The 11787-nt window shown below is 60.8% G+C and carries 12 protein-coding genes; 8 read left to right on the forward strand and 4 right to left on the reverse strand.

Annotated elements, in window-relative coordinates:
- From PMI03_RS06720 to uxuA, 3 genes are all read right to left on the reverse strand, one after another.
- Nucleotides 1–448, reverse strand: a 448-nt coding sequence (locus PMI03_RS06720; protein WP_007691174.1) for an alcohol dehydrogenase catalytic domain-containing protein, incomplete at its 3' end; no start/stop codon positions are given.
- A 137-nt stretch (nucleotides 449–585) separates the two neighbouring features.
- The gene (locus PMI03_RS06725) at nucleotides 586–1989 is read right to left on the reverse strand and encodes a mannitol dehydrogenase family protein (protein ID WP_039973676.1); all 1404 of its coding nucleotides are present in this window, start codon (nucleotides 1987–1989) and stop codon (nucleotides 586–588) included.
- Nucleotides 1986–3185 carry a mannonate dehydratase gene (gene uxuA, locus PMI03_RS06730; RefSeq protein ID WP_007691180.1) on the reverse strand — a complete coding sequence of 400 codons (1200 nt, stop codon included), beginning with the start codon at nucleotides 3183–3185 and terminating at the stop codon, nucleotides 1986–1988. The genes PMI03_RS06725 and uxuA overlap by 4 nt, the downstream gene beginning before the upstream one ends.
- 150 nt (nucleotides 3186–3335) lie before the next feature.
- On the opposite strand from uxuA, the gene PMI03_RS06735 reads away from it, so the two are divergent.
- Entirely contained in the window at nucleotides 3336–4040 is a 705-nt protein-coding gene (locus PMI03_RS06735) for a GntR family transcriptional regulator (RefSeq protein ID WP_007691181.1), read from the forward strand.
- Nucleotides 4041–4264: 224 nt separating this feature from the next.
- Nucleotides 4265–5296 carry an aldo/keto reductase gene (locus tag PMI03_RS06740; RefSeq protein ID WP_007691188.1) on the forward strand — a complete coding sequence of 344 codons (1032 nt, stop codon included), beginning with the start codon at nucleotides 4265–4267 and terminating at the stop codon, nucleotides 5294–5296.
- Nucleotides 5297–5384: 88 nt separating this feature from the next.
- Here the strand turns inward: PMI03_RS06740 and PMI03_RS06745 are convergent, their stop codons facing one another.
- Nucleotides 5385–6050: a GntR family transcriptional regulator gene (locus PMI03_RS06745; RefSeq protein ID WP_007691193.1), complete on the reverse strand. Its 666-nt coding sequence runs from the start codon at nucleotides 6048–6050 to the stop codon at nucleotides 5385–5387.
- Nucleotides 6051–6236: 186 nt separating this feature from the next.
- On the opposite strand from PMI03_RS06745, the gene PMI03_RS06750 reads away from it, so the two are divergent.
- From PMI03_RS06750 to PMI03_RS06775, 6 genes are all read left to right on the forward strand, one after another.
- The gene (locus tag PMI03_RS06750) at nucleotides 6237–7661 is read left to right on the forward strand and encodes a M20 family metallopeptidase (protein ID WP_007691195.1); all 1425 of its coding nucleotides are present in this window, start codon (nucleotides 6237–6239) and stop codon (nucleotides 7659–7661) included.
- An 84-nt stretch (nucleotides 7662–7745) separates the two neighbouring features.
- Nucleotides 7746–8465, forward strand: a complete 720-nt coding sequence (locus PMI03_RS06755; RefSeq protein ID WP_007691197.1) for an ABC transporter permease — start codon at nucleotides 7746–7748, stop codon at nucleotides 8463–8465.
- Nucleotides 8465–9190 (forward strand): ABC transporter permease, encoded by a 726-nt coding sequence (locus tag PMI03_RS06760; protein WP_007691199.1) that lies wholly within the window; start codon nucleotides 8465–8467, stop codon nucleotides 9188–9190. The genes PMI03_RS06755 and PMI03_RS06760 overlap by 1 nt, the downstream gene beginning before the upstream one ends.
- Entirely contained in the window at nucleotides 9187–9951 is a 765-nt protein-coding gene (locus PMI03_RS06765; protein ID WP_007691201.1) for an ABC transporter ATP-binding protein, read from the forward strand. The genes PMI03_RS06760 and PMI03_RS06765 overlap by 4 nt, the downstream gene beginning before the upstream one ends.
- Nucleotides 9952–9987: 36 nt before the next feature.
- A complete protein-coding gene (locus PMI03_RS06770) occupies nucleotides 9988–10845 on the forward strand; it encodes a transporter substrate-binding domain-containing protein (RefSeq protein WP_007691203.1) in 858 nt (285 codons plus the stop codon).
- Nucleotides 10846–11012: 167 nt separating this feature from the next.
- Nucleotides 11013–11783, forward strand: a complete 771-nt coding sequence (locus PMI03_RS06775; protein WP_007691206.1) for a gamma-glutamyl-gamma-aminobutyrate hydrolase family protein — start codon at nucleotides 11013–11015, stop codon at nucleotides 11781–11783.
- Nucleotides 11784–11787 lie beyond the last annotated feature (4 nt).

Below are 11787 nucleotides of genomic sequence, written 5' to 3' on the forward strand. Positions count from 1 at the left end.
CAACCGCCAGCGGCTCGGCGAGAGCGGCGATATCCAATCCGAGAGCCGGCGAAACCTTTACCGCATTCTCCTCCGGCACCACGGCGACCGACCGAAAGCCGCCATCGCGGTGCACACCGATCACCTGCAGATTGGCGCATACGTTCGAGCGGCCGATACGGCAGGGATGGCACTTTCCGCAGGAGATGACCGGATCGGCAACGACGCGGTCGCCAATCGCCAGGCGCGAAACGCCAGCACCGATCGCCTCCACTATGCCGGCAAACTCATGACCGATGATGCGGGGATAGACGACGAAGGGATTCGAACCGTGCAAGATGTGGATGTCGGACCCACAGATGCCGGCCCGGACAACCCGGATCGACACGTCGCCCGGCGCCAACTCGGCAGAAGAACTCCCATCCTCCAGCGCCAGCCGATGAGGCGCGCGCACTGCTATCGCAACCATGTATCCTCCCTGCCCCAACCAACAGTTCCCCCTCCAAAAGAGGCGACCAAAGTGAAGCTTGCATACTTGTATCCAAGAATACAGGAAAGCGCAAGATCAATTTTGCGAGGGACAGCCGACCGGCGAATTAGCCGTCACTAAAGAGACCTCAGCAATGAATTGACCTGATTTCTCCAAGCTCTGTTTGCTTGAAGTTCGCTGGGGAAAAGTCCCGCTATGGCGAAGAAGGAGGCCGTTTCGTCCGCAAGCATTGCGTCTGCGACTGCCTTCTGCAGTTCCTGGGCGCGCGGATCGTCGATGGTCTCAGCCTGCTTGAGATAAGCGATCCAAACCGCTGTCACAAAAGCGAATTCGGCTGCATCGCTCCCCGAGGAAATAGCATCGACCGCAGGCTGGAAGAGACGCTGCGGCAGTTTCTGGGATCCATCCATGGCGATCTGCTGCGTGCGATGGGCGATGGCCGGGTTGGCGAAACGCTCCACCAGCTGATCCATATAGTGGGTGAGATCGATACCCGGCACCGGATCGAGGGTGCGAACCGCCGCCTGCATGTGCCGACGGACAAGCACAACATTCTCCGGTACAGCCATGACGTCGCGGACGAATTCAAGCTTCTGCAATTGCCCGAGATAGGCGATCAGCGAGTGCGAGCCGTTCAGCAGCCGCAGCTTCATCTTCTCGTAGGGCTCGACATTCTCAACGAAGAGCGCGCCGCCCGCGTCCCATGTCGGACGATCTCCAACGAAATCATCCTCGATCACCCATTGCGAGAAAGTTTCGGCCTCAATCGACAGTCTGTCTTCCACGCCCAGCAGTTTTTCGGCTCGAGCGCGCGTTTCCGCCGTTGCTGCCGGTACGATGCGATCTACCATGCTGCATGGGAAGGACACGGTCTCGGATATCCATTCCGCCAGAGCCGGATCGCGCGTCGCCGCCATCTCGATCACGAGACGCCGGACGATGCGGCCATTGCTCGGCAGGTTATCGCAGCAAAGCACTGTGAAGGGCGATAAGCCGGCAGCCTTCCGGCGAGCGAGCCCTTCCGTCAGATAACCGATGACACCTGTCGGGCGGGTCGGAGATTTCAGATCCTCGGCGATGGCAGGATGGGCATAGTCGAGCCCACCGCTGATGGGATCGATGCCGTAGGCTTTTTCGCTAACGGTCAGCGTGACGATCTGGATCGCCGGATCGGCGAGCCTTCCGAGAACCGCCTCACCATCGTCGTTTGCCGCAAGCGCCTCGACAATCGAGCCGACCACCCGGACGCTGTCGCCCGATCGATCGCGTGCAACCACACTATAAAGGCAATCCTGTGCCCGCATATCCTGCGCAATCTCCGTTGAGCGCAGACTGACACCGACAATGCCCCAGTTTCCAAACGCATGCGCCAGCGCCGCATCGGTATAGATAGCCTGGTGCGCGCGGTGAAAAGCACCGAGGCCAATGTGAACGATCCCCGGCTTCAGTGCCTGCCTGTCGTAGACAGGAGATTCAATTAGATCATGCAGTTGTGTCCGGGTGTTCAAGCGTTCCATCAGCGTGCCAACCCGTATTGGGGATGAGACAGGGCGCGCTCGATGCCGCGCAACTCGGCAAGGCCCTTCAATCGACCGATGGCAGGATAGCCCGGCTGCGCGCCGCGTGCCACGTCATCCATAATTTCCTGTCCGTGGTCGGGCCGCATGAATATCGTATGATCTGCGCGTCCTTCGGTCTTGCGCCGCCGCTCCTCCGAAAGGATCGCGGCAATCACCACGACCATATCGGCATTGCCCTCGAGATGTTCGTCCTCGAAGAAGGAACCGGGCTGCGATGCCGTCTCGCGGCGAACATTGCGCAGATGGACGAAGTGAATGCGCGAGGCCAGCCGCGAGATCATTACCGGCAAATCATTGTCCCCACGAGCGCCAAGCGAGCCGGTGCAGAATGTGACGCCGTTCGCGGGACTGTCGACCGCCTTCAATATGTGGGTGTAATCCGCCTCGGTCGAGAGAATACGCGGCAGGCCGAGAAGCGGCCACGGCGGATCGTCTCCATGGGCGCAAAGCCGCATGCCCAGCTTTTCGGCAACCGGCACGACCTCGGACAGGAAATCGACCAGATGACCACGAAGGCGTTTGGCATCGATAGCACCGTAACGCGCAAGTTCCGTGCGCAGCTCCGACAACGTGTAGGCTTCCGCCTGTCCCGGAAGGCCTGCGCCGATGCTGCGGGAAAGAACAAGACGCCGTTCCTCCGGCATCTCGGCAAAGCGCCGCGCGGCTGCCTCGACCAATTCCGGAGAGTAATCGCCGGCTGCATCCGGCCGCTGCAGGAGATGCAGATCGAAGGCGATGAAATCGACGAGATCGAAGCGCATCGCTTTGGCGCCGCTCGGCGTCGTCCAGTGCAGATCCGTGCGGGTCCAGTCGAGCACAGGCATGAAATTATAGCAGACCGTCGAGATCCCGGCCTCTGCCAAACGGTGCAGCGTCTCTGCCCACGCCGTCACATGCGCCTTCCAATCGCCGGACATGGTCTTGATGCTTTCGGAGATGGGGATGCTCTCGACCAGCTCCCATTCCAATCCACCCTGGCGGACCTCTTCCTGCCGCTTGCGGATTTCCTCCAGCGGCCATGCGACACCGGTTGGGATATGATGGAGAGAGCTGACGATACCGTCAGCACCGGCCTGAACCGCGTCCTTGACGCTGACCTTGTCGATCGGCCCAAACCATCTCCACGTATGTCTCATCCCGACTTCCTTTGAAAACCAACGCCACCAGATCCGGCGATATTCGCTCTCGATTCAAATACACTACCATGGTAATATGTCAATTAAGCAGGGAGTGAGCGTATCCGTGCACATGTGATAGAAGCGCTCTGCCCGTACCGGAGAACAGTCTTGGCCCAGACCGAAAAACAATCGACAACCCTGCTTGCGATCGATCCGAAGCTGCCGATGGCACCGCAGATCTATGGCAGCATTCGCCAGTCGATCCTCGATCTCCGCCTCACGCCCAAGCAGGCCCTGAGCGAAAAAGAGCTGGCCCTCATGCTCGGCGTCAGCCGCACGCCGGTTCGCGAAGCGCTGATCAAGCTCTCCGAGGACGGTCTGGTCGATATCTTTCCCCAACGCGGCACGTTCGTCGCGCCGATCCGCGTTGCGGAAGTTCTGGAAGCGCAATTCATCCGCGAGGCGCTGGAGGTCTCCGTCGTAGCGCGTGTTGCCGAGATATCCGATCCCACCATCATCGCTCGCCTGCACGAGAGCCTGGCGCGGCAGAAGCGGGCGGTCGACAATGGCGATCTCGACGGGTTCCTGGCGGAAGACGAGAACTTCCATTTCATCCTGTCGGCTTCCGTCAATCTGACGCGGGCGTGGAAGGTCATCCAGAATGTCAAAGGCCAGCTCGACCGCGTGCGCGTACTGAGCCTGCCGGAGCCCGGCCACCTGGCCGAACTCTACGATCAGCACCTGGCGATCGTCGTCGCCATCGAATCCGGCAACTCGACAGCAGCTAAAAAGCATATGACCAAGCATCTTCAACAGGTTTTCCGCACCATTGATAAGCTGCTGGCACAGAGGCCCGAGATCTTCTTCGATTGATCGATGGCGCGACAAAACGACACCGCCCAAGCGCGAAATCCGCTTGGTCGCGGCCGCATGATTGGCTATGGTTGCCGTACGGCCCTCACGCGGAGGCGTTGAGCGCCGTACATCATTCGACGGCGGAGGCCGTCTCAAGCACGACAGCGCTATAGATCACGGAGCTCCGGCTCTGCCGACCGCTTTGCGGATCGGATGCGGGCGCTCCATCAGAGGAGGCAGGAATGGATTATCGCAAGCTCGGCCCCAGCGGGGCTGTCGTCACGGCCTATTGCCTTGGCACCATGACCTTCGGCGCGGAGGCGGACGAAGCGGCATCCCACAGATTGCTGGACGACTATTTCGCCTGGGGCGGCAATTTCATCGACACCGCCGACGTCTACAGCGCCGGAAAGTCGGAGGAGATCATCGGACGTTGGCTGAAGGCCCGGCCAAACGAGGCTCGACAGGCCGTCATCGCCACCAAGGGGCGCTTTCCGATGGGCAACGGCCCGAACGATATCGGCCTGTCGCGCCGGCATCTCAATCAGGCATTGAACGACTCGCTGCGTCGCCTCGACGTCGAGCATATCGACCTCTACCAGATGCATGCCTGGGATGCGCTGACCCCGATCGAGGAGACGCTCCGATTTCTCGACGACGCCGTTTCCGCCGGCAAGATCGGCTATTACGGCTTCTCCAACTATGTCGGCTGGCACATCGCCAAGGCCGTCGAAGTCGCCAAGGCGCGTGGCTATACCCGGCCGGTCACGCTACAGCCGCAATACAATCTGCTGGTCCGCGATATCGAACTTGAGATCGTTGGGGCCTGCCAGGATGCGGGCATGGGCCTGCTGCCGTGGTCGCCGCTTGGTGGCGGTTGGCTAACCGGCAAATACAAGCGCGACAACACCCCGACCGGCGCGACCCGTCTCGGTGAAAACCCCAATCGGGGCAGCGAATCCTATGCCGCGCGCAATGCGCAAGAGCGGACCTGGGCAATCATCACCGCAGTCGAGGAGATCGCCAGGGCGCGCGGCGTCAGCATGGCACAGGTGGCGCTTGCCTGGACGGCAGCGCGGCCGGCCGTGACCTCCGTCATCCTCGGCGCCCGCACGCCGGAACAGCTCGCCGACAATCTCGGCGCGGCGAAATTGGCGCTGTCGGAAGCCGAAATGGACAGGCTGAACGAGATCAGCGCGCCACATCCGGCAGAATATCCCTACGGCACGGGCGGCATCAACCAGCGTCACCGCAAGATCGAAGGCGGCCGGTAAGACAGGATCTGGCGGCGGCAGGGATCGTCCTTCCGCCGCTAGCCACTCGTGGGCGTAGCGAAGCAAGCTTGCTTTGCGGTGATATTTTTCAGTTCGAAGAGGTCGGACCCCAGGACTGACGGATATGAAACACCGTCAGTCGCTTCAGTTCTTCAACATCACCCTTCTCGATAGCATCGATCATCAGATGATGCTCCCGGCCGGATTGGTCGACGCGCGCGCGGGTGCGCCATTGCGAGACCGGGGCTGAAGAGGTTCGCTGCCGGATTTCCGCGACGAGATCGACCAATTCATTGTTGCCGCCGAGTGTCAGCAACTCGCGATGAAATGCGAGATTGGCTTCATAGAGTTCCAGCATGGTGCCGAGAAGGATCATCTCGTCGAAGCGCTTAGCAAGTGTACGCAATTTCAGGATACTATCGAGTGATGCATTCGCAACGATCTGGTCGGCGATCGCCGTCTCCAGGATCACTCGGATATCGCTGACTTCGACCGCACGCCGTCCGTCCTGCTCATAGACATGATAGCCCCGGTTGGGCACATGTTCGACAAGCCGCTTCTGTGCCAGCCGGTCCAGTGCGCGACGCACTTCCGGCCTGGTGCATCCATAGCGCCGTTCGAGATCGATCTGCTTGAGCCAGGTGCCAGGAGGAAGCAATCCGCCGAGAATATCCTGGAGAATCTGATCGGTGACATCGCGGGACGCCTCGCTTTCGGTATCCGCCACGTCACTTTTCAACTCGACATCGCTCATCGCAACTCCCCTGCCATTGCGTGATCGATATCACGTTGCCACGGATTTCTGTAGCCGGCTGCGTCTAATGCAGCAGGGACCTTTTGATGAAAATTTATCCATGCCGATATATTGCGCAGAATTTTTTTGTATCCTAAATTGGCGCCAATTTTGGTAACTCTATAATCCGGGCTCGGTCGAAACGCCATGAAAAATTCATCAGAAATCTGGGATGTGGTCGAAGCAAAGCGCCAGGCGTTCTTCGATCTCAGTGATCGCATCTGGGGCATTCCCGAGACCAATTATGAGGAATTTCGTTCCGCGGCCGAGCACGAACGGCTTCTCGAGCAGGAAGGCTTTCGTGTTCACCGCAATATCGCCGGTCTGCCAACGGCCGTCATGGGTGAGGCCGGCGAAGACGGCCCGGTGATTGCTATTCTCGGCGAATTCGACGCGCTGCCCGGCCTCAGCCAGGAAGCCGGAGTTGCTGAAGAGCGCCCGATTGTCGCCGGCGGCAACGGCCACGGCTGCGGCCACAATCTGCTTGGCTCGGGATCGATGCTGGCCGCCGCCGCGGTCAAGGACTATCTGGCCGCCAACGGCCTGAAAGGACGGGTGCGCTACTATGGCTGCCCAGCAGAGGAAGGCGGTTCGTCCAAGGGCTTCATGGTGCGCGCCGGCGTCTTTGATGATGTCGACATCGCCATTTCCTGGCATCCGGCCGCCTTTGCCGGCGTCAACAATCCGATTTCGCTTGCCTGCAACGAGATCAATTTTCATTTTTCCGGTCGCGCGTCGCATGCCTCGGCAACACCACACCTTGGCCGCAGCGCGCTCGACGCGGTCGAGTTGATGAATGTCGGCGTCAATTACATGCGCGAGCACATGCCCTCGACGGCGCGCATCCATTACGCCGTCACCGACACCGGCGGCAACGCACCGAATGTCGTGCAGGCACGCGCAACCGTTCGCTATCTCGTGCGGGCGCGCACGCTTCCGGAATTGCTGACCCTTGTCGCACGGGTCAAGAAGGTCGCCGAGGGCGCGGCGCTGATGACGGAAACCACCGTGCGCAGCGAGGTTATCAGCGGCGACGCCAATCTGGTCGGCAATACGCCGCTGGAAGAGCTGATGTTTGCCAATCTCGAAAGGCTCGGACCACCAGCCTACGACGACGCGGACGAGAAAACCGCCCGCAAATTCCAGGAGACCTTCAGCACCGAGGATATCGCCGCTTCCTATGGTCGCTTCGGCCTGAAACCGAAGAAAGACCAGGGCCTTTGCGATACCGTCTTCCCTCTCGGCGCCGGCGACGGGACGCTGGTCGGCTCCACGGATGTCGGTACGGTCAGCTGGGTCGTGCCCACCGTACAGATGCGCGGCGCCACCTATGCCATCGGCACGCCCGGTCATTCCTGGCAACTGGTCGCGCAAGGAAAACTTCCCGCCGCCCACAAGGGCATGGAGCATGCAGCCAAGATCATGGCGAGCACGGCTCTCGATCTCATCCTCGACCCCGCCCGCATCGAGGCGGCCAAGGCCGATCACAAGGCGCGCCTCGAGGATACGCGCTTCGTCAACCCGATCCCCGACGATGTCGAGCCGCCTTTGCCGGAGAACAGCCATGGTTGATGCCGTGGCCCCGTCGACAAACGAGATCCCGAACATGTCGTTTCCCATTTCCATGCCGACCCAAAGCGATCGGCTGGCCCGACAATGAACCAGCCGGGCTTCTTCGACATTTTGAGCTTTGGACCTGAAGGCTGGGCGAAAGCATTGCTGGCGGGCGCCTGGATGACCGTTCTCATTGCACTCTCCGGCTATGCCATCGGCATTGTCATCGGCGGATTTGGTTCTTGGGCCAAGGTCTCGGGCGGCCGCACCACCCGCATCGCCGCCGATACCTATACGACCGTGTTGCGCGGCATTCCGGATCTGCTGGTGATCTACCTCCTCTATTTCGGCGGGAGCGCCGCAGTCACGGCTGTCGGACGCTTGTTCGGAGCAGAAGGCTTTGTCGGCTTTCCTGGCTTTCTGGCTGGCTCGCTGGCCGTCGGCATTACGTCGGGTGCGCAGCAGACGGAAGTCTTTCGCGGTGCCTTCAAGGCCGTGCACCGCGGCGAGATCGAGGCCGCTATCGCCTGCGGCATGTCGCGCTGGCTGCGCTTCCGGCGCATTGTCGCGCCACTCACCCTGCGCCATGCGCTACCCGGCCTTGGCAATGTCTGGCAGGTGGTGCTGAAGGAATCCGCCTTGGTCTCGATCACCGGCGTTGCCGAGCTGCTGCGTCAGGCCCAGGTCGGCGCCGGCTCCACTGGCCTGCCCTTCGATTTCTATCTGATTGCCGGGCTGCTTTATCTGGCCATCTCGACGGTGTCGGGCGTGTTGATGCGGCAGGCGGAACGCTACTTCAACCGCGGCGTCAGGAGGCTCTGATGGATTGGAACTTCCTCAGCGAAACCTTCGTCAGCCTGATCTCCGCGATTCCGTTGACGCTCTCGCTCGCCGGCCTGTCGATCCTCTTCGGCGCGGTGCTCGCGCTAGGCCTCGCCATGGCGCGTCTATCGGGCATTACGGCGCTCGACGGGTTCGCCCGCTTCTATGTCTTCGTCTTCCGAGGCACGCCGCTGCTCGTGCAGATCTTCCTGATCTACTATGGCCTCGGCCAATTCCCGGCGGTTCGCCATAGCATTCTATGGCCGATCCTACGCCAGCCCTATTGGTGCGCCGTCCTGGCGCTCACGCTGAACACCGCTGCTTACGCTAGCGAGATCATTCGCGGTGGCCTGCTGTCGGTGCCGCATGGTCAGATCGAAGCGGCGCGCGCCTGCGGCATGGGACGCTTCATGCAGTTTCGCCGCATCATCTGGCCACTCGCCATCCGCCAGGCGCTGCCAGGCTACGGCAACGAGATGATCTCTATGGTCAAGGCAACGTCGCTTGCCGCCATCATCACTTTGATGGAAGTGACCGGCGTTGCCGCCAAGCTCATCGCGGAGACTTACCGCGCCATCGAGGTCTTCATCGTCGCCGGCGCGATCTATCTCGCCATCAACTTCCTGCTGACCCGCCTCATCCAGCTGCTCGAATATTGGCTGAGCCCGCATCTGCGTCAGCCGCGACCCATACTCATACCGACCACCGAAGGAGATGCGCCATGACCGACACGGCTCCCGCGCTCAGCGTCCGGAACCTGCACAAGAGCTTCGGTCCGGTCGAAGTCCTGAAGGGCATATCCCTCGACGCCCAGCAGGGCGATGTCATCTCCATTCTCGGCTCCTCCGGCTCGGGAAAATCGACCTTCCTTCGCTGCATCAACATGCTGGAGACACCGGATTCCGGAGATATCACGGTGGCCGGCGAAACCATCCACATGCAGTCCGGCCGCAAAGGCAACCGCCCGACCGATCGCCGGCAGGTGGATCGCATCCGTTCCAGGCTCGGCATGGTTTTCCAGAGCTTCAACCTCTGGAGCCATAAGACGGTTCTGGAAAACATCATCGAAGCACCCATTCATGTGCAGCGCCGCCCGAAGGCGGAATGCATCGAGGAGGCCGAAGCACTGCTTGCCAAGGTCGGCATCGCAGACAAGCGCAACCATTATCCCTCCCATCTTTCCGGCGGACAGCAGCAGCGCGCGGCCATTGCCCGCGCGCTTGCCATGCAGCCGAAAGTGATGCTGTTCGACGAACCGACATCGGCACTCGATCCGGAACTGGTCGGCGAAGTGCTGCGCGTCATGCGCGGTCTTGCCGAAGAAGGCCGCACCATGCTGGTCGTCACCCACGAGATGGGGTTTGCCCGCGACGTCTCCAGCCGCGTGATCTTCGTCCATCAGGGACTGATCGAGGAGGACGGGAAGCCGCACGAGGTTTTCGCCAATTCGAAATCGGACCGCTTCCGCCAGTTCATTTCCAAATAAACCACCTATACGACCACAAAAAGGGGAACGACTACAATGAAATATCTAATTTCTCTCATGAAGGCATTCAGCCTTCTGGCACTTATCTTCGCGTCCACCGTCGCGCATGCGGAGGAAAAGAAATGGACGCATGTGACGATCGCTACCGAAGGTGAATTCCGTCCCTGGAACTTCACCAAGTCGGACGGCACGTTGGACGGCTACGAGATCGACCTGATTAAATATCTCTGCGCCCACATGAAGGTGGAATGCACGACCGTGGTCCAGTCCTTCGACGGCATGATCCCGGCCTTGCAGGCCGGCAAGTTCGACGCCATCATCTCCGGCATGTCAGCGACGCCGAAGCGTGAGGAAGTTATCGCCTTCAGCGACTCCTACGGCACGACCGGCCAGACCTTTGCCACGCTGAAATCCGATCCGCTGGCGCAAATGCCGCTGAAAGACCAGGTCTTCTCGCTCGGTTCGAACGAGCAGGGTGCGATCGACGCGCTCAAGCAGCTCGAACCCTTGCTGAAGGGCAAGACCATCGGCGTTCAGACGGCCTCGATCGCCGAAAATTTCCTCCAGAAATACCTGAAGGACGTCGTCACCATCCAGGAATACAAGACGACCGAGCAGCACGACCTTGACCTCAAGGCCGGCCGCGTCGATCTGATTATGGCCTCCACCGCCTATCTGTCGACGGCAGCTTCCAAGCCCGGCAATGAGGACTTCGCGCTGACCGGCCCACGCTTCCAGGGCGGCCTGCTCGGACGCGGTAGCTCCGTCGGCCTGCGCAAGACCGATCCGGAACTGAAGGCGCTGTTCAACGACGCCATTGCCGCCGCCAAGGCTGACGGAACGATCGCAAAACTCTCGCAGAAATGGTTCGGCTTCGACGTGACGCCGCGTTGAGGTTTTTCTCCTAAGAACGGTCGCCTTCGTGGTGGCCGTTCACCTGGCCACATCGACAAATGGCACGATAACTCTTGCACCCTCATTCGCGCAGGAGTTATCCATTAAGGTGAAAGAAGCCGTTGAGACGCGCCGCCGGCATTGCCATTTGAAGGTGAGATCAGAGAATGACGAGACCCGTAATCGGCGTCATCGGGAACGCCCGCATGGTGGAGAGCCGGTTCGCCGCTCAACTTGTCGGAGACAATAATCTGCGGGCCATAACCGAAGTCGCCGGCGCTCTGCCGCTGATGTTCGCCGGCAACCCCAGCCTCACCGACATTCCGGATTTATTGGCCACACTCGATGGCGTGCTGCTGACAGGCGCCAGGGCCAATGTGCATCCGAGCCACTTCAACACCGAGCCCAATCCCAAGCATGAGCCGTATGATGAAGATCGCGACGCAGTCGCGCTGCCACTGATCCGGGCCTGTGTCGAACGCGGCTTGCCCATCTTCGGCATATGCCGCGGCTTTCAGGAGATGAATGTGGCCGGCGGCGGCTCGCTGCATCCGGAAATCCGCGAATTGCCCGGACGCATGAACCACCGGATGCCGCGTCTGGAGAACGGAGAAATTCACCCCGATCTGGAGGTGGTTTTTGCCGATCGCCACGATGTCCGGCTCGTGCCGGGCGGAACCTTCGCCCGCATTTTCGGCCGGGATGTGATCCGGGTGAACTCCCTACATGGTCAGGGCGTGCTTGAGCTTGGCGAACAGGTGGTCGCGGAGGGCATTGCCGAGGACGGTACGATCGAGGCGATCCGCTTCAAGGACGCTCGGGAATTTGCACTCGGCGTGCAATGGCACGCCGAGCATGATCCGCAAACCAATCCGGTGAACCGCGCCCTGTTCCAGGCGTTCGGGGACGCGGTAAGACGGCACAAGACCGGCCGTTAGCCAG

The sequence above is a fragment of the Rhizobium sp. AP16 genome (assembly GCF_000281735.1).
GTDB classification, from domain to species: domain Bacteria; phylum Pseudomonadota; class Alphaproteobacteria; order Rhizobiales; family Rhizobiaceae; genus Rhizobium; species Rhizobium rhizogenes.

Excerpts from the sequence above, each read along its gene's own strand:
- PMI03_RS06775 (WP_007691206.1), top strand. The coding sequence starts at position 11,013 with ATGACGAGACCCGTAATCGGCGTCATCGGGAACGCCCGCATGGTGGAG.
- PMI03_RS06755 (WP_007691197.1), top strand. The coding sequence starts at position 7,746 with ATGAACCAGCCGGGCTTCTTCGACATTTTGAGCTTTGGACCTGAAGGC.
- PMI03_RS06750 (WP_007691195.1), top strand. The coding sequence starts at position 6,237 with ATGAAAAATTCATCAGAAATCTGGGATGTGGTCGAAGCAAAGCGCCAG.
- PMI03_RS06765 (WP_007691201.1), top strand. The coding sequence starts at position 9,187 with ATGACCGACACGGCTCCCGCGCTCAGCGTCCGGAACCTGCACAAGAGC.
- PMI03_RS06740 (WP_007691188.1), top strand. The coding sequence starts at position 4,265 with ATGGATTATCGCAAGCTCGGCCCCAGCGGGGCTGTCGTCACGGCCTAT.
- uxuA (WP_007691180.1), bottom strand. The coding sequence starts at position 3,185 with ATGAGACATACGTGGAGATGGTTTGGGCCGATCGACAAGGTCAGCGTC.
- PMI03_RS06770 (WP_007691203.1), top strand. The coding sequence starts at position 9,988 with ATGAAATATCTAATTTCTCTCATGAAGGCATTCAGCCTTCTGGCACTT.
- PMI03_RS06760 (WP_007691199.1), top strand. The coding sequence starts at position 8,465 with ATGGATTGGAACTTCCTCAGCGAAACCTTCGTCAGCCTGATCTCCGCG.
- PMI03_RS06745 (WP_007691193.1), bottom strand. The coding sequence starts at position 6,050 with ATGAGCGATGTCGAGTTGAAAAGTGACGTGGCGGATACCGAAAGCGAG.